14 protein-coding genes are annotated in these 17,731 nt (G+C 64.6%); 10 read left to right on the plus strand and 4 right to left on the minus strand.

The annotated features are described in order from the left end of the window. Positions 1-59: 59 nt before the first annotated feature. The 5 genes from XH93_RS17420 to XH93_RS17440 all read left to right on the plus strand — a co-directional run bounded on the left by XH93_RS17420 (position 60) and on the right by XH93_RS17440 (position 8,532). Positions 60-479, plus strand: a complete 420-nt coding sequence (locus XH93_RS17420; RefSeq protein WP_139482701.1) for a cupin domain-containing protein — start codon at positions 60-62, stop codon at positions 477-479. Continuing rightward, positions 476-946 carry a carboxymuconolactone decarboxylase family protein gene (locus XH93_RS17425; RefSeq protein WP_194474466.1) on the plus strand — a complete coding sequence of 157 codons (471 nt, stop codon included), beginning with the start codon at positions 476-478 and terminating at the stop codon, positions 944-946. Before XH93_RS17420 ends, XH93_RS17425 begins: the two co-directional genes overlap by 4 nt. A gap of 637 nt (positions 947-1,583) precedes the next feature. Continuing rightward, positions 1,584-5,126 (plus strand): DUF5801 repeats-in-toxin domain-containing protein, encoded by a 3,543-nt coding sequence (locus tag XH93_RS17430; protein WP_194474467.1) that lies wholly within the window; start codon positions 1,584-1,586, stop codon positions 5,124-5,126. A gap of 215 nt (positions 5,127-5,341) precedes the next feature. Next, positions 5,342-7,225 (plus strand): type I secretion system permease/ATPase, encoded by a 1,884-nt coding sequence (locus XH93_RS17435; RefSeq protein WP_256436625.1) that lies wholly within the window; start codon positions 5,342-5,344, stop codon positions 7,223-7,225. Then, positions 7,222-8,532: an HlyD family type I secretion periplasmic adaptor subunit gene (locus XH93_RS17440; RefSeq protein ID WP_194474468.1), complete on the plus strand. Its 1,311-nt coding sequence runs from the start codon at positions 7,222-7,224 to the stop codon at positions 8,530-8,532. Before XH93_RS17435 ends, XH93_RS17440 begins: the two co-directional genes overlap by 4 nt. 1 nt (position 8,533) lies before the next feature. Here the strand turns inward: XH93_RS17440 and XH93_RS17445 are convergent, their stop codons facing one another. The 3 genes from XH93_RS17445 to XH93_RS17455 form a co-directional block, all read right to left on the minus strand. Then, the gene (locus XH93_RS17445; RefSeq protein ID WP_194474469.1) at positions 8,534-9,124 is read right to left on the minus strand and encodes a DUF2889 domain-containing protein; all 591 of its coding nucleotides are present in this window, start codon (positions 9,122-9,124) and stop codon (positions 8,534-8,536) included. Between the two features lie 147 nt (positions 9,125-9,271). Next, positions 9,272-10,828 (minus strand): long-chain-fatty-acid--CoA ligase, encoded by a 1,557-nt coding sequence (locus XH93_RS17450; protein ID WP_194474470.1) that lies wholly within the window; start codon positions 10,826-10,828, stop codon positions 9,272-9,274. Continuing rightward, a complete protein-coding gene (locus tag XH93_RS17455) occupies positions 10,758-11,531 on the minus strand; it encodes a TetR/AcrR family transcriptional regulator (protein WP_194474471.1) in 774 nt (257 codons plus the stop codon). The genes XH93_RS17450 and XH93_RS17455 overlap by 71 nt, the downstream gene beginning before the upstream one ends. A 93-nt stretch (positions 11,532-11,624) precedes the next feature. Between XH93_RS17455 and XH93_RS17460 the strand changes: the two genes are divergently transcribed. The 5 genes from XH93_RS17460 to XH93_RS17480 all read left to right on the plus strand — a co-directional run bounded on the left by XH93_RS17460 (position 11,625) and on the right by XH93_RS17480 (position 16,106). Then, positions 11,625-12,809 (plus strand): lipid-transfer protein, encoded by a 1,185-nt coding sequence (locus tag XH93_RS17460; RefSeq protein WP_194474472.1) that lies wholly within the window; start codon positions 11,625-11,627, stop codon positions 12,807-12,809. A 9-nt stretch (positions 12,810-12,818) separates the two neighbouring features. Next, entirely contained in the window at positions 12,819-13,274 is a 456-nt protein-coding gene (locus XH93_RS17465) for a MaoC family dehydratase N-terminal domain-containing protein (RefSeq protein WP_194474473.1), read from the plus strand. Next, positions 13,271-13,678: a MaoC family dehydratase gene (locus tag XH93_RS17470; RefSeq protein WP_194474474.1), complete on the plus strand. Its 408-nt coding sequence runs from the start codon at positions 13,271-13,273 to the stop codon at positions 13,676-13,678. Before XH93_RS17465 ends, XH93_RS17470 begins: the two co-directional genes overlap by 4 nt. Positions 13,679-13,896: 218 nt before the next feature. Beyond that, on the plus strand, positions 13,897-14,724 hold the full coding sequence (locus tag XH93_RS17475) for an SDR family NAD(P)-dependent oxidoreductase (RefSeq protein ID WP_194474475.1): 828 nt from the start codon (positions 13,897-13,899) through the stop codon (positions 14,722-14,724). A 236-nt stretch (positions 14,725-14,960) separates the two neighbouring features. Further along, positions 14,961-16,106, plus strand: a complete 1,146-nt coding sequence (locus XH93_RS17480) for an acyl-CoA dehydrogenase family protein (RefSeq protein WP_194474476.1) — start codon at positions 14,961-14,963, stop codon at positions 16,104-16,106. 24 nt (positions 16,107-16,130) lie between these two features. Here the strand turns inward: XH93_RS17480 and XH93_RS17485 are convergent, their stop codons facing one another. Beyond that, positions 16,131-17,621 carry a methyl-accepting chemotaxis protein gene (locus XH93_RS17485; RefSeq protein ID WP_194474477.1) on the minus strand — a complete coding sequence of 497 codons (1,491 nt, stop codon included), beginning with the start codon at positions 17,619-17,621 and terminating at the stop codon, positions 16,131-16,133. Between the last annotated feature and the right edge of the window lie 110 nt (positions 17,622-17,731).

A 17,731-nucleotide genomic window follows, 5' to 3' on the forward strand; every position in this document is an offset into this window, starting at 1 on the left:
TTGGTGCTACTTTTTGGCCCTCCGCGCCCGCATCTATCGGTCAGCAATGGAGGCAGAACATGAAGACCTTACTGACGACGCTGCTGGCCTGCACGGCGTTTGCGACACCCGCGCTGGCGCAGAAGCCCCCTGAGACGGTGACGCCGAAATTCGAGCACGTCATCACCAACATCCCCGGAAAATCGCTGGTCTCGGTCGAGGTCACCTTTCCGCCGGGCGCGACGTCGATGCCGCACCACCACGCCAAATCGGCGTTTCTCTATGTCTATATCCTCTCGGGCGCGATCGAGAGCCAGCTGGAGGGCGAACCCGCGCGGACCTATCGGGCCGGCGACAGCTTCTTCGAGCCGCCGGGCGCTCACCACGTGCTGACCCGAAACGTGAGCGCGACCGAGCCGGCGAAGCTGCTGGCGACGTTTGTCGTCGACAGCAGCGAAAAGGCGCTGACCACCTACGATCACGAAGGACACAAGCAATGAGCCTGCGCATCGATTACAACAAGGTCGCGCCGGCCGGCATCAAGGCCCTCGGCGGCGTCTACGGCTACATCATGCAGAGCGGCCTCTCCGCGCGGCTGGTCGAGCTGGTCTATCTGCGCATCTCGCAGATCAACGGCTGCGCCTATTGCCTCGATTCCCATACGCGGAGCCTGCTGAAGATGGGCGTCAAGGTCGAGAAGCTGGCGGTGCTGCAGGTCTGGCGCGAAGCCGACGTGCTGTTCGACGCCGAGGAGCGCGCGGCGCTGGCCTGGGCCGAGACCGTCACCCGCGTCGCCGAGACCGCGATCCCGGACGAGGAGTACGTGGCAGCGCGCAAGGTCTTCAGCGAGAAGCAGCTGGTCGACCTGACCATCGCGATCGGCCTGATGAACACCTACAACCGGATCGGGATCGGTTTTCGCAACCCGCCGCAGGCCGTGCTGGAGCACGATGCCGCCGCGGCGTGAATGGGCAGGGCCGACGTGCCTCATGGAATCCCGAAGCTCGGCTTTTTTGACTGACGGACGGCGTTGAGGCGAGGGCAACTCATGCCGGCCTCGGGCAGCAACAAGCGCTTTGGCAGCCGAGCTGCCAAAGCGCTTGTTGCATGACCATCGCGTGGACTTATCGGCACGCCGTAAGCCCTCGCTGTGGACACACGTGCAGGTCGACTTCATCGTTGTTCTATCAAAACCGATGTGAGGCGATGCGTCTCATCCCAACGGGGTAATGCCTTTTAGCAATTTACCGCGAATTGTCTCGCTCCCTTACTGGAAGGTTCCAAACGCAGGTCTGGTTCCGATTTTTTATTTTTTGCATTTCGTATGCCCCTCTATTTGGGTTCGCAGCTGCCTGCGGCAGATCGAGGGAATTAGCATGCAAGGGCGTTTCGAGCATTTTGTTGCAGGTACCTCTCTCCGCGATTGATTCAGGCGGAGGAGAACGCGCGTGCGCGAGGTAGGAGCAAGCCCCCGCTACGCCGCATTTGCATGGACTGCCAGGAACTGATGTGCCCTCCCGGCGACCGCGACGGATCGCCGGAGAGCGAGCGCGCGGCATTTTTGAAGTGCAAGCTCACCATCTTCATTTTGAAGGAGAGTTCTCATGGCACTTTCAGTCACTCCCACCGGTACGACCGTTGTTCTCGACGAAACCGCTGGTCTGCAGAATGACGATACCAGCACGGCGCTTCCTGCGGCGTTTGCAAGTCGGCTGACGGCACTTAGTGCCCCGACCACGGTGATCAACCAGGCGGTCAGCAGCGGCAACGTGTTCTCCATCAGCGGCGTCACGGGCTCAGTCGGCAACATCTCCTTCACGGATGCGAACGGCGCCGCGCTGAACGGCGCATCGAGCGGCATCTTCACCACCGATGGCGAAGAAGTCTTTCTGTACACGGACACCGTGAACGACAACATCTTGCTCGGAAAGACTTCCGCCGGCGTCATCGTCTTCGCGGTCTATATCGAGGAGACCGGCAGTCCGGTGACCGGCGGCAAGCTCTGGACCATCGAGTACGAGCCGCTGCGGCATCCGATTACGACAAATCCAGACGACTCGCTCGACCTAGGCAACAACGTCAAGGTCGCGGTCAGCGAAGAAATCAACTTCGGCTTCGCCGGTGCCCCCTCCGGCAGCAACCTTTTCATGACCTTCGGCGATCCCAATTCGGTCCAGATCGTGGTGATCGGGCAGAATCCGCTGAATCAATCCGAGGGCGGAAACATCTCGACCAAGGACGTGCTCAACATCAGCCAGGCCGGCAGCACCACCTCGTTCGGCGTCAACGGCAATGCGATCAATCCCGGTCAAGGCGCATTCATCACCTATGTCACCGGCACGAACACGAACTTCCTGGTGCCGAATCTGGACCAGAACGAGGCCGATGTCGAAGCCAACATCAACTTCCAGGGCGTGTTCAACGCGACATCGGCGTCCTTTACCGTCAACCAGACGAACCCGGGCGTCGGACCCGTCACCGTCAAGATCTCGGCGTTCAACACCACCGCCGAGCCGGGGGTCAATTTCGTCGACGGGCTGACAAATGACACCCATGTCAGCATCACGTCATTCAAGCTCACCGACTTCGTGGTCAAGAAAGGCAACGTAACGTTTACCCCGTCCGCCACGATCGATGCCAATGGCGACTTGATCATCACCGGTTTGAGCACCGGGGATAAGGTGCAATGGACGACGAACGGAACGCACGACCGCGTCCTGATCCAGAACATCAGCGACAACGACGGCATCAGCGGCAACGACAATAATACCTTCGATATCGGCGGCTTCAGCCTGTCCAGCGCCAACGCCGCGAGCACCGTGGTTGGCACAGCCATCCACTTCGAGGATGACGGGCCGACGGCGGCGATCGTGCAGGGCGCAGCGACGGTGGCGCATGACGAGACCGCGGGTGTCCAGGCGGACGCCAATGACACCACCGCTGCAGCGGTGGCGACGCTGTTCTCTGGCGTGAGCAATGTCAGCACCGATCTGAGCCCGTCCGGCTTTGCGCAGAATGCCGCCCCGGTCGTGAGCTCGACCGGAAGCGCGCTTGGCACCGACTCGTTCGGCGGGACGATTGCATTTTCGCTGGCGGTGTCTTCCGCAGGGGTGGATTCCGGCCTCGACACGACGAATGGCACCAGCATCTTCCTGTTCAAGGAAGGCAGTCTGGTGGTCGGACGGATCGGCTCTGCTGCGGGAGCGGCGGCCTTCGCGGTGGCGATCAACAGCACGTCCGGCGTCGTCAGCGTGGCGCAATACGCCTCGCTGAAGCATCCGAACGCGGCCAATCCCGACGACTCGATCTCGATCACCGATGGCGCGCTGCTGGCGGTGGTGACGGTGACCGATGGCGACGGCGATACGGCGACGAACTCGACCGGTATCGGCGACGCCGTCCAGTTCCAGGACGACGGGCCGACGGCCGCGATCGTGCAGGGCGCAGCGCCGGTGGCGCATGACGAGACCGCGGGTGTCCAGGCGGACGCCAACGACACCACCGCTGCAGCGGTGGCGACGCTGTTCTCGGGCGTGACCAATGTCAGCACCGACCTGAGTCCGTCCGGGTTCGCGCAGAATGCCACGCCGGTCGTCAGCTCGACCGGAAGCTCGCTTGGCGCGGACCAGGAGGGCGGGACGATCGCATTCTCGCTGGCGGTGTCTTCCGCGGGCGTGGATTCCGGCCTCGACACGACGGCCGGCACCAGCATCTTCTTGTTCAAGGAAGGCAGTCTGGTGGTCGGACGGATCGGCTCTGCTGCGGGGGCGGCAGCCTTCGCGGTGGCGATCGACAGCACGTCCGGTGTCGTCAGCGTGGCGCAATACGCCTCGCTGAAGCATCCGAACGCGGCCAGTGCCGACGACTCGATCTCGATCACCGACGGCGCGCTGCTGGCGGTGGTGACGGTGACCGATGGCGACGGCGATACGGCGACGAACTCGACCGGCATCGGCGATGCCATCCAGTTCCAGGACGACGGGCCGACGATCGGGCCCATCTCCGACGGGCAGGTGGATTTTTCCGCCGGCGCGACCGTCACCCATACGCTCAACGGCGTGGTCGGAGCGGATGACCCGGCGACGTACAGCGTCATCAGCTCACCAGCATCCCTGGTTGTCGGGGACGGCACCGTCTCGCAGACGACGCTGCTCAGGGACATCACCAACAACGGGACGGTTGTCACCTACTTCAAGGATGTCGATAACAGCGGCACACACAATGCCGGAGACATCGACTTCTTCAAGCTGACCTTGTCCGGTGGCAGCTACACCTTCGATATCCTGAACGGTCTGCCGCCAGCGGAGCTGAACTTCGGCTTCGCCGGAGCGCCATCCGGCAGCAACCTCTTCATGACGTTCGGCGATCCGACCTCCACCCAGATCGTGGTGATCGGCGAGAATCCACTGAACCAGTCCCAGGGCGGGAATATCACGACCAAGGACGTGCTCAATATCAGCCAGGCCCAGAGCACCACCTCGTTCGGTGTCAACGGCAACGCGCTCAATGACAGCGCCGATCATCCCACCGAGGGTGCGTACATTACCTACGTCACCGGCACGAATACGAACTTCCTCGTGCCGAATCTGGACCAGAACGAGGCCGATATCGAAGCCAACATCGACTTCCAGAACGTGTTCAATGCGAAGACGGCGTCCTTTACCGTCAATCAGACCAATCCGGGCGTCGGACCCGTCACCGTCAAGATCTCGGCCTTCAGCACCGCCGCCGAGCCGGGCGTCAATTTCGTCGACGGGCTCACCAATGACACCCACATCAACATCACGTCGGGCTCGGTCACGGACTTTGTCGTCAAGACGGGCAACACGACGTTTACTCCGGTCGCCACGGTCGACGCCGACGGCAACCTAATCATCACGGGGTTGAGCACCGGCGACAAGGTGACCTGGACGACGGCGACAGACCATAACCGCGTCCTGATCGAAAATATCAGCGCCCATGATGGCATCGCCGGCAACGATAACAACACCTTCGATATCGGCGGATTCAGCCTGACTCAGGTGCAGCCGGCGCCTGACGAGAAGCTCGACTTCACCGTCCGGATCGCCGACGCCGACGGGGATACTGCTTCCAGCAGTTTCTCCATCAAGATCGACGGAAACCACGACGGCATCATCAACGTCTGAACCGCGAGCTTGCCGGCTGTACGTCACCTTTGGCGCACAGTCGGCACCTCTTAGGCGACTTGAGGCGTGGCACAGTTGCATGAAAGTCAGAGAACCTGATCCAGCGGCGGTGATATCCCTGATATGGTGTCAGACAGCGGCGCTGCCTGCGTTCGGTCGCACTTCCTGCGCAAAGTTGCGGAGTGAGCGCACCGTACTCGCGCGGAGTATCTCCGATGCCGGATAGCTTCACCGCCTGGTATGGCGAGATCCTCGGATATGCGGCGGATCCGGTTAAGTTCGCCCTGCGCATCGGCCCGCTCGTCGCGGTGGCCCTGATTCTCATTGGGTTGGTCTGGAAGCGACGTCGCGCGACGACCACCGCCGCGCCAGCGAACCCGCCAGCGGACGCGCATCAGACCTCGCCGCTTCAGGCTTGCCGCGGCGTGCTGGTCGGGCTTGGCCTGATGACCGCCATGCTGAACGTGCTGTACCTGACCGGCTCGTTCTTCATGCTGGAAGTCTACGACCGCGTGGTGCCAAGCCGCAGCGTGCCGACGCTGGTCGGTCTTGCCGCGCTGGTCGGCGCCCTCTATGCGTTTCAGGCGTTCCTCGACATTCTGCGCGGGCGCATCCTTGTCCGCATCGGGGAGTGGCTCGATCGCGCGTTCTCGGGGCGCGCCTATGACATCGTCGTGCGCTGGCCGCTGCGAGCGCGCGCCAGCGGCGACGGACTGCAGCCGGTGCGCGACCTCGACCAGGTGCGCAGCTATCTCTCCGGCCTCGGCCCGACTGCGCTGTTCGACTTGCCGTGGATTCCGTTCTATCTCGCGATCTGCTTTCTGTTTCATCCATTGATCGGGCTCACGGCGTCGATCGGCTCGGTGGTGCTCATTTCCCTCACTTTGCTGACCGACCGGCTGACGCGTACGCGCACCAGGGAAGTTGCCGGGCAGATCGCGCAGCGCAATGCGCTCGCCGAGGCCAGCCGCCGCAATGCCGAGGTATTGCAGGCGATGGGCATGCGCGGGCGCCTTGCCGCGCGCTGGGCGCAGGCCAATGACAGCTACATGGCCACCCAACGTAGCGCCGCCGATATCACCGGCGGTTTCGGATCCGTCTCCAAGGTGCTGCGCATGGTGCTGCAATCTGCGGTGCTCGGCGTCGGCGGCTATCTCGTCATCATCCAGGAGGCGACGGCCGGAATCATCATCGCGGGCTCCATCCTCGCGTCGCGCGCGCTCGCGCCGGTCGAGCTCGCCATCGCGCACTGGAAAAGCCTGATCGCAGCCCGGCAGAGCTGGAAACGGCTGCAGCAGCAGTGGGCGCAGCTCCCGGCCGAGGAAGAGAAGACACCGCTGCCGCCGCCTTGCAAAGGCCTCGCGGTCGAGGCCGTCTTCGTGGCGCCGCCGGGCGAACAGGGCGCCGTCGTGATGGACGCTTCATTCGCGCTGCAACCGGGACAGGGACTTGGCATGGTCGGCCCGAGCGGATCGGGCAAGTCGTCGCTGGTGCGCGCCATCGTCGGCGTGTGGGTGGCGGCGCGCGGCAAGGTGCGGCTGGACGGCGCCGCCCTCGACCAATGGAGCTCCGAGGCGCTCGGCCGCCACATCGGCTATCTGCCGCAGGACGTCGAGCTGTTCGCCGGCACCGTGGCGCAGAATATCAACCGTTTCGAACTGGCCCCCGATGCGGGGGCGATGATCGCCGCCGCGCGCGCCGCCGGCGTGCATGAGATGGTGCTGCGACTGCCGAAGGGCTACGACACGCCGATCGGCGAAGCCGGCACGGCGCTCTCGGCCGGACAGCGGCAGCGCATCGCACTCGCGCGCGCGCTCTATCGCGATCCCTTCCTGGTGGTGCTCGACGAGCCCAACTCCAACCTCGACGCCGAAGGCGACCAGGCCCTGACCCACGCCATTGAGGGCGTGCGCGCGCGCGGCGGCATCGTCATCGTCGTCGCGCATCGGACCAGCGCGCTCGCCGCTGTGGACCAACTGGTCGTGATGGCCGAGGGGCGCGTGCACGCGTTCGGGCCAAAGCACGCGCTGCTGGCGAAGATGACGCCGCCACGGCCGGTGGCGCCGTTCAAGATCATAACGGAAGGGGCAAGTTCATGAACCGCGAGCCGTTGAACGTGGTTCCGTATGCGATCCGTCGCCACCTGCGCGCCGGCCTTGCGGGCGTCATCATTCTCGCCGGTGGCGCCGGCGGCTGGGCCGCGACCACGGAATTGGCCGGCGCCGTCATCGGTTCCGGCACGCTGGTGGTCGACAGCTATACCAAGAAGGTGCAGCACCCGACCGGCGGCGTGGTCGGCGAGCTCAATGTCCGGGAGGGCGCCCGGGTGAAAGCCGGCGACGTGATCGTGCGTCTCGACGAGACGGTGACGCGGGCCAATCTCCTCATCGTTGTAAAGAGCCTGGACGAGCAGACGGCGCGCCGGGCGCGGCTCGAGGCGGAACGCGACGATCAGGACCGTCTCGACTTTCCAGACGACCTCACCGCACGCGCCGCTGACCGGGACGTCAGTCGGCTGCTCGCCGGCGAGCGCAAGCTGTTCGAGCTGCGCCGCACCGCCCGCGCCGGCAAGAAGGCGCAGCTCAACGAGCGGATCGGCCAGCTTCGCGAGCAGATCCGCGGGCTCGACGAGCAGATCCAGGCGAAGGACCGCGAGACCAACTTCATCGACCAGGAGCTTCTGGGCGTACGCGATCTGTGGCGCAAGAATCTGGTCCAGATCACTCGCCTGACGACACTCGAGCGCGACGCGGCGCGCCTGCATGGCGAACGTGGCGCTTTGGTCGCCGCTATCGCCGAAACCAGGGGGCGCATCACCGAGACCACGCTGCAAATGATACAGATCGACCAGGATTTGCGCACCGAGGTGGGAAAGGACCTCGCCGAGATTCGCGCCAAGACCGCGGAATTGGTCGAGAAACGGGTGACGGCCGAAGATCAGCTCAAGCGCATCGATATCCGTGCGCCGCAGGATGGCACCGTGCATCAGCTGGCGCTGCACACCATCGGCGGCGTCATCAGTCCCGGTGAGCAGATCATGCTCATCGTCCCCAGCCAGGACGCACTCGTCGTCGAGGTGCGTATTCCCCCGCATGAGATCGATCGCGTGTCGATGGGGCAGCCGGTGCTGTTGCGCTTTACGGCCTTCAACCAGCGCACCACGCCGCAGATCAATGGTGAAGTCAGCCAGGTTTCCGCCGATGTCGCCGTCGACCAGAAGAGCACGGCGAGCTTCTATGTGGCCCGCATCGCCGTGCCGGAGGCGGAGATCGCCCGGCTGGGAGAGTTGAAGCTGATCGCGGGCATGCCGGTCGAGGCTTTCATCCAGACCGGCCAGCGCACGGTGATGTCATACCTCGTCAAGCCGTTTTCCGATCAGTTGATGCGCGCCTGGCGTGAGCGCTAGCTCACGAATCCTGCGTGACGTCAGGCTTCTTCGCAAACTGCGGAAAGATCTCCGCCACGACCGGCCCATCCAGCCGCCACGAATAGCAGCCGCCGACAAAGAACGGCGGCTCCTTGGCATCGTGCTGGTGATCGAGCGCGCCGCGGCCCTCCGGGTCCTTGCCCGAGGTCGCGGTCTGGAACAGCGTCGTCACCGCCGGACCCAATAGCTCGGCGAGATGCGTGCAGGTCTCGAGCTTGCCGATTTTGCGCCTGACGATCTCGCGCCAGCCCTTGCCGATGCGCTCGCCGACCAGGCGCTGCAAAATGCCCTCGACGTCGAGGCAGGACGGGTAGGGCGTCGAAGCCATCGTGGTGCCGGTTTCGCGGATGGTAAACCTGTCGTCGACCGCGAGCCGCAGGCGGATGTCGTGCACGGGATCCTCAGGTTGCTGCAGGCCGCGATGGCGGTCTTCCCGCGCATACGGCTTGGTATCGACCAGTCGCGCCTCGACCTCCCACAGGCCGTCATCGCGGAGATAGCCGACGCATTCGACGGAGCGGCGGTGCATCAGGCGGCGCGGCACGCCGTTGGCATTGGTATCGGGTGTCATCGGAACTCGCTGGATTGATGTTGATCGATCCAATCGGTCGCTTGCTCCGATGTCAACGTTTCCCATTGAATGGCGTCATGAATGTCCGTCATTCCGGGATGGTCCGCGGGACCAGACCCGGAATGACGGGGTTAGAGCTTGCCCGCCTCAGCTCACCCGCCGGTCGCGGTTCTCCCAATACGGCCGGCGCAGCTCGCGCTTCAGGATCTTGCCGGCGCCGGAGAGCGGGAGTGGTGTCGCGGTAATGTCGACGCTGCGCGGGCATTTGTAGCCGGCGATCAGCGTCTTGCAGTGCTCCACCAGCTCCTCCGGCGTGGCGCTGGCGCCGCTCTTCAGCACCACGACGGCGTGAACCTGCTCGCCCCAGCGGTCGCTGGGGATGCCGATCACGGCGCATTGCGCCACCGCGGGATGCTGGGCGAGGGCATTCTCGACCTCCGCCGAGTAGACGTTCTCGCCGCCCGAGATGATCATGTCCTTGACGCGGTCGACGACATAGACAAAACCGTCCTCGTCCATGTAGCCGCCGTCGCCGGTGTGCATCCAGCCGTCGATCACGGCGCGTGCGGTCTCTTCCGGCCGCTCCCAATAGCCCATCATCACCATGTCGCCGCGCACCGCGATCTCGCCGACGGTGCCCCTCGGCACCACCTTGTCCTCGGCGTCGACGATCTTCACTTCGGCGCCAAGCGTGGCGCGGCCGGCGCCGCGGTGCCGGCCCTTGGCGCGGCCGTCGCCGATATGCTCCTTCCAGTGCAGCACGGTTGCGATCGGCGACAGCTCGGTCATGCCGTAGGCCTGGGTGAACTCGACATGCGGCAGCGCCTTCATCGCGCGCATCAGCACGGCATCCGAGATCACCGAGGCGCCGTAGGCGATCCCCCGCAGCGACGCCAGGTCATAATTGCCCAGGGTGGGGTGATCGACGAACATCTGGATCATGGTCGGCACCAGCAGCACGTCGGTGACGCGCTCCTTCTGGATCGCGGCCGCGACGCCGTCTGGGGTGAAGCCCTGGATCACGACGTTGGAGCCGCCGGACAGCAGCACCGAGTACATCGCCGCGCCATTGGCGAGGTGGAACATCGGCGCCGCATGCAGATAGATCGTGCTGCTCGGCCACAGGCCTTCGCCGAGTGCGTTCAGCGCGTTGGCCATCAGATTGCCGTGGCTCAGCATCACGCCCTTGGAGCGGCCGGTGGTGCCGCCGGTGTAGAAGATGCCGGCGAGATCGTCGCGGCCGCGCATCGCATCCGGCATGGCCTCGCTGCGCGCGATCAGCGTCTCGTAATTCTCCATGTCGGCGGGCGTCTCGCCGTCGTCGGCATAGACCAGCTTGAGGCCGGGAATGGTCTTCGCCAGCGTCGCGCCGACCGGCGCGAACGCCTTGTCGACGAACAGGATGTCGGCGCGGCAGTCGCGCAGCGCGTCTTCGTTCTCGATCGGGCTCCAGCGAATGTTCAGCGGCACGACCACCGCGCCGGCCCAGCCGACCGCAAGGTAGAGCTCGAGATAACGGTCGGAGTTCAGCGACAGCACCGCGACGCGGTCGCCATCCTTGGCGCCAAACGAGCGAATGGCGGCGGCGAGGCGGGCGACGCGTTCGCCGACCTCGCGCCAGTTGCGGCGCCGCTCACCGCAGACGACTGCGAGCCCGTTTGGATTGACCTGCAGCGCGCGCCGCAGTCCGTGCGTGATGTTCACTCTGCTCCTCCCTTGGTGCGTTTCCCTTGCGAGGCGATTTGTCCGCCTTCTTCCTTGATGTCGTATTCCTTGAAGTCGTGGCGATGCCTTCGGTGAGGCGGATCGCGAACTCCTCGGCCACCGCGCGCCCGCTCAGCGCGCCGTCCGGCTGGAACCAGTGCCCGATCCAGTTCAGCGAGCCCGCAATCGCAAACGCCGACAGCTTTGGGTCGCACGGCTTGACCGAGCCGTCCGCGATGCCCTGCGTGATGTAGTCGCGGAAGGCGCGGTCGATCCGCCGCTTCGCGCTCTGCACGATCTTGCGGTTGTCGTCGCTGAGGTCGCGGAGATCGAAGCGCACCAGGCTCTTGCCGTAGTCCGCGGTCATCAGCTCGGCGTAGCGCACCGTGAGCTTGCGCAGCTTGTCGAGGCCGCTGCCGCCGCCGGCCGAGGTTTCGGCGATGCATTCGTCGACCAGCTCGTTGCCGATCGCCCAGCACTCGAACAGGATCTCGTCCTTGCCGCGGAAATAATTGTAGAGCGCCGGCTTGGTGATGTTCAGCCGCCTGGCGACCTCGTTGAGCGTGGCGCGGTGATAGCCCTGCTCCAGGAACAGCGCGACCGCCGTGCGCAGCACCGCCTCGCGCTTCTCGTCGCGGGCGCGGCGCCGGCTCTCGAACGGCAGCCAGGGGGATTCGTTGCTGGAGGGGGAGCGGGCGTCCATGAGCAGTCGTTGTCGCATTGACTCCGTGAAATCGCCCGTATATTACCCATGGGTAATAAATAGTCCAGTGGGTAAATTTCGGGAGGATACGCGATGACGTCACGCGCCTATGTTGCCGGGGTCGGCATGATCCCGTTCGTCAAGCCCGGCGCCAATGCGCCGTATCATGTGATGGGCGCAGAGGCGGCGAAGCTCGCGCTCACTGACGCCGGCCTCCACTACGGCAAGGTTCAGCAGGCCTATGTCGGCTACGTCTATGGCGACTCCACCTGTGGCCAGCGCGCGCTCTATCCGGTCGGCATGACCGGGATCCCGATCGTCAACGTCAACAACAACTGCTCGACCGGCTCGACCGCGCTGTTCCTGGCGCGGCAGGCGATCGAGTCGGGCGCGGCCGATTGCGTGATGGCGCTCGGCTTCGAGCAGATGAAGCCCGGCGCGCTCGGCGCCGTCTTCACCGACCGTCCCAGCGCGTTCGACGATTTCGACGCCGCCGCCGACAAGCTGGTCGACGCGCCCGGCGTGCCGCTGGCGCTGCGCTATTTCGGCGGCGCCGGCCTCAGCCACATGAAGAAATACGGCACGCCGCTGAGTGCGTTTGCAAAAGTGCGTGCGAAGGCCAGCCGTCACGCCAGGAACAATCCGCTGGCGCTGTTCCGCAAGGAGGTCACCGCCGACGACGTGATGAACGACCAGGTGATCTGGCCCGGCGTCATGACGCGGCTGATGGCGTGCCCGCCGACCTGCGGCGGCGCCGCCGCGATCCTGGTCTCGGAGAAATTCGCCGAGCAGCATGGCCTCAACAGGCAGGTCCGCATCGCCGCGCAGGCGATGACGACCGATACGCCGTCGACCTTCGGCGCCAACGACATGATGCAGGTGGTCGGCTACGACATGGCGCGCGACGCCGCAAGGAAGGTCTACGAGACCGCAGGCATCGGCCCCGAGGATCTCGACGTCGTCGAGCTGCACGACTGCTTCGCCCATAACGAACTGATCACCTATGAGGGGCTCGGCCTGTGCGGCGAGGGCGAGGCGGAGCGCTTCATCGACGACGGCGACAACAGCTATGGCGGCAGGATCGTCACCAATCCGTCCGGCGGCCTGCTGTCGAAGGGCCATCCGCTCGGCGCCACCGGCCTCGCGCAATGCTACGAGCTGACGCGGCAGCTGCGCGGCACCGCGGCCGCCACTCAAGTGGAGGGTGCGCGGATCGGCCTGCAGCACAATCTCGGCCTCGGCGGCGCCTGCGTCGTCACGCTCTACGAACGCGTCTGAGGCCGCGCCATGGTCGATCAAACCGCTGTCGGGCGCACCTTTACGCCCGTCACCGCGCGCGTCGAGCCGGGACGCCTGCGCTTCTTCCTCGACACCCTCGGTGAGAGCAACCCGATCTATCGCGACGAGACGGCCGCGCAGGCGGCCGGGTTCGCGGCGGCGCCGGTGCCGCCGACCTATCTGTTCTGCCTGGAGATGATGGACGCGACGGTGCCCTTCGAGTTCCTGACCGCGCTCGACATCGATCTCGCACGCGTGCTGCATGGCGAGCAGCGCTTTGACTATCGCGCACCGGTCGTGGTCGGCGACACCCTGACGTTCCGGCCGCGCGTCACCAGCGTGACCGACAAGAAGGGCGGAGCGATGACGCTGATCGTGGTCGAAACCGAGGTCACCAACCAGGACCGCGTCCATGTCGCCGACCTCTGGCGCACCGTCGTGGTGCGCAATGCGAGGCCGTCATGAGCGTAGCGAAACCAGCGGTCGGCGACGTCATCGTCCACAAGGAGTTTCCGCCGATCACCCGCCACCGCCTCGCGCTGTATTGCGGGGCTTCCGGCGATCACAATCCGATCCATGTCGATAGCGATTTTGCGAAAGCCGCCGGTTTTCCCGACGTGTTCACGCACGGCATGCTCGTCATGGGCTATCTGGGTCAGGCGCTGACCGATGCCGTCGCGCCGTCGCGCATCCGCTCATTCTCGACGCGGTTTGCCGCGATCACCCAGCTCGGGGCGAAGCTGACCTGCGAGGGCACGGTGACCGAGCTGATGGAGCAGGGCGGTGAGAAGCGGGCGAAGCTGGCGCTGACGACCAAGGATCAGCACGGCGAGGTGAAGCTCGCGGGGGAAGCAATCATCGCGCTGTAGGGGAGAAGTCGCGCCGCAACGGGAATGCGCTCCCTCGCCCCGCTCTTGCGGGGAGAGGGTTGGGGTGAGGGGCCGTCTCCACACACGCGTCTGACAGACGGATTCGCGGAGACTCCCCCTCACCCGGAACGCATCTTCGATGCGTTCCGGCCTCTCCCCGCAGGCGGGGAGAGGCGAAGCGGGCCGCAACACATAACTTAGTCTCAGGGAGAATTTGAATGTCGAAACTGCAAGACAAAGTCGCGCTCGTCTCCGGGTCGGGCCGCGGCATCGGGCGGGCGATTGCACTGAAGCTGGCGGGCGAGGGCGCGCGCGTCGTGGTCAATGATCTCGATGCCGAGCCGGGCAATGCCGTCGTCGCCGAGATCAAGGCGGCCGGCGGCGACGCCGTCGCTGTCAATGGCAGCGTTACCGAGGCCGGCTTTGCCGATCGGTTCGTCGGCAGCGCCATCGAACACTTCGGCGGGCTCGACATCATCGTCAACAATGCCGGCTACACCTGGGACTCGACGATCCAGAAGATGACCGACGAGCAGTTCCAGGCCATGCTCGACGTGCATCTGGTCGCCCCGTTCCGCATCATGCGCGCGGCGGCCGAGCCGATCCGGGTGATGGCCAAGAAAGAGGCCGAGGCCGGGCGCGAGGTGTTCCGCAAGGTCGTCAACATCTCCTCGATCGCGGGCCTCTACGGCAATGCCGGGCAGGCCAGCTATTCCTCGGCAAAAGCGTCGCTGATCGGGCTGACGCGGACAATGTGCAAGGAGTGGGGCCGCTACAAGGTCAACGTTAATTGCGTCGCCTTCGGCCTGATCAACACCCGCCTGACCCAGCCGATCGAGACCCAGCAGAAGACCATCGACGTCGCCGGCCGCGACATCAAGGTCGGCGTACAGCCGCAGATGCTGGAGGCGATGGGCCGGATGATCCCGCTCGGCCGCGGCGGCACGCCGGAGGAGGCGGCGGACGCGGTCTATCTGTTCTGCAGCCCGGAATCGAATTACATCAGCGGTCAGGTGATCGTCGCCGGCGGCGGACTTTTGATCTAGCTCAGGGCGTCATAAACCGCTTACGCTGATGTGTCGCAGCTCCATCCCCGTCATTGCGAGGAGCGCTAGCGACAAAATTGCAAAGCAATTTTGCGCTGAAGCGACGAAGCAATCCATCGATCCGCATATGCGGTGCGATGGATTGCTTCGCTCCGCTCGCAATGACGGGGATAGCTCGCGGCATAGCGGCCGTAGCAGTCTGGGACACAGTAGCAAGAACTAACCAAGAGGGCATGATGCAGTACCGATCGTCCTGGATGACCGAGGAACTGGACGTCTTCCGCGACCAGTTCCGCAAATTCCTCGCCAGGGATCTGGCGCCGCACGCCGAGAAATGGCGCGAGCAGAAGCTGGTCGATCGTTCGGCCTGGCGCGCGCTCGGCGAGATGGGCGCGCTGCTGCCGAGCGTGCCCGAGGCCTATGGCGGTCTCGGCGCCACCTTCGCCTATGACGCCGCGGTGCTCGAGGATATCGAGAGCACGGTGCCGGAGGTGACGACGGGTGTGTCGGTGCATAGCGCGATCGTCGCGCACTACATCCTCAACTACGGCTCGGAGGAGCAGAAGCAGCGCTGGCTGCCGAAGATGGCCTCGGGCGAGATGGTCGGCGCTATCGCGATGACCGAGCCCGGCACCGGTTCCGATCTGCAGAGCGTGAAGACAACGGCGAAGAAGCAGGGCAATTCCTACGTCATCAACGGCCAGAAAACCTTCATCACCAACGGCCAGGCCGCCGACCTCGTCATCGTGGTGGCGCGCACCGGCGGCGCAGGCTCGAAAGGCATCTCGCTGATCGTGGTCGAGACCGCGGGCGCCGAAGGCTACCGGCGCGGCCGCAACCTCGACAAGATCGGCCTGCACGCCTCTGACACCTCAGAGCTGTTCTTCGACAATGTCACGGTTCCGCCGGAAAACCTGCTCGGCAGCGAGGAGGGCAACGGCTTCGTGCAGCTGATGCAGCAGCTGCCGCAGGAGCGGCTGTCGCTCGCGATCGGCGCCGTCGCGTCGATGGAGCGCGCGGTCAGGATCACGGCCGACTACACCAAGGAGCGCACCGCGTTCGGCAAGCCGCTGCTCGAATTCCAGAACACCGCCTTCAAACTCGCCGAGCGCAAGACCGAGGCGATGATCGCCCGCGTCTTCGTCGACTGGTGCGTCGAACGGCTGGTCGCCGGCGACCTCGACACGGTGACGGCCTCGATGGCGAAATGGTGGTGCTCGCAGAAGCAGGTCGAGACTGCCGACGAATGCCTGCAGCTGTTCGGCGGCTACGGCTACATGCAGGAATATCCGATCTCGCGGATGTTCATCGATTCCCGGATCCAGAAGATCTACGGCGGCACCAACGAGATCATGAAGCTGTTGATCGCGCGCTCGCTATAGGCAAGCGCGCGATCCCGACGGCGATTACATCGCGCGCACGTTCTTGAGGAACTTGTCGACCTGAACTTCAAGCTCGGACGCGTTGCTGGCGAGCTCTCCGGAAGCCGCCAGAACGTTCTCCGCGGCCTTGCTGGCGTCGTCGATCGCCTTGGTGGTTCCGTTGATGTTGGCGGTGACCTCCTTGGTGGCCGCCGCTTGCTCCTCGACGGCGCTGGCGATCACGGTCGAGATCTCGCTGATCTGCACGATGACCTGCGAGATCGCCTTCAGCGCCGTGGCGGTGTTGCCGGTCGCGGTCTGCATTTCGTTGATCTGCGCCGAAATATCTTCGGTGGCCTTGGCGGTCTGGTTGGCCAGCGCCTTCACCTCGGACGCGACGACGGCAAATCCGCGTCCGGCCTCGCCGGCGCGGGCGGACTCGATCGTTGCGTTGAGCGCGAGCAGGTTGGTCTGGCCGGCGATCTGGCTGATCAGGGCGACGACGTCGCCGATCTTCTGCGCCATGGTCACGAGGCCCGCGACCAGCTTGTCGGACTTCTCGGCTTCCTCGACCGCCATGCGGGCGATGCGGCTCGCCTCGGCGACCTGGCGGCTGATCTCGTTGACCGAGGACGACAGCTCTTCGGAGGCGGACGCCGCGCTCGCCGAGCGCTGATTGACGAATTCGGCAGTCGTCGTCAGTGACCGGGCCGTGCCCTGCATCTGTGTCGAGGCCGACGCCAGCATTCCGGCAAGGCCCTTCACGTCCTTTTCGAAATCGTCGGCCAGTTTCACATTGCCTGTGACAACCGACCAGCTCAGCATTGCGCCGGTATAGTTGCCGCGCTTGTCGGTGAGCCCCGACGCCCGCAGGTCGAGCGTTTCCGGACCGAGCTTGATCTTGGCCGCGTGCGGCAGGTTCCTGGGATCGCCGACGATGCGGCGCTGATGCGCCGGGTTCTTGTGGAAGATGTCGAACGAGTTGCCGAGGATCTTCTCCGGCGCGACCGGAAGCAAATGCTTCACGGTGTCGAGCGTCTTCAGGCTGGTCTGGTTGATATAGGTGATGTTGAACTCGGTATCGCACATCATGATGTTGATCGGCATGTTGTCGAGCATCTGCAACAGCCGCTCGGTCTGAGTTTCGAGCCGCGCCTTCTCGGTCGCAAGCTCCCAGGTCAGCATCGGCCCGACATAGCGTCCGCGCCCGTTGGTCATCGCCGTCACGGTGAGATCGAGCGTCTCGCCGCCGATGGTGATGCGCGCCTTGTGCGGCAGGTTCTTCGGATCGGACAGCAGCCGGCGTTGATGCTGCGGGTTCTTGTGAAAGATGTCGATCGATTGTCCGATCAGCGCGTCGACCTTCACCGGCAGCACATGCTCGATCTTCTTCAGATTCTGCCGCGTCGACTCGTTGATGTAGGTGATCCTGAAATTGTCCAGCTCGCAGAGCATGACACTGATCGGCATATCGTCGAGCAGCCGGTATGAACTATCGGAGCCGATCACGCTTGCGACACTCTTCATCCCCAACATGCATTGCCTCCAGCATTGGTATCAATTGGTGAACCAAAAAGAGTGCACCTGATCGGCAGCAGAAATGCCTTCCGCAGCGGAACGGCGGGCAGGTGCCGTACACGATTTAC

Origin of the sequence: Bradyrhizobium sp. CCBAU 51753 (genome assembly GCF_015291565.1) — a bacterium.
Lineage (GTDB): Bacteria > Pseudomonadota > Alphaproteobacteria > Rhizobiales > Xanthobacteraceae > Bradyrhizobium > Bradyrhizobium ivorense.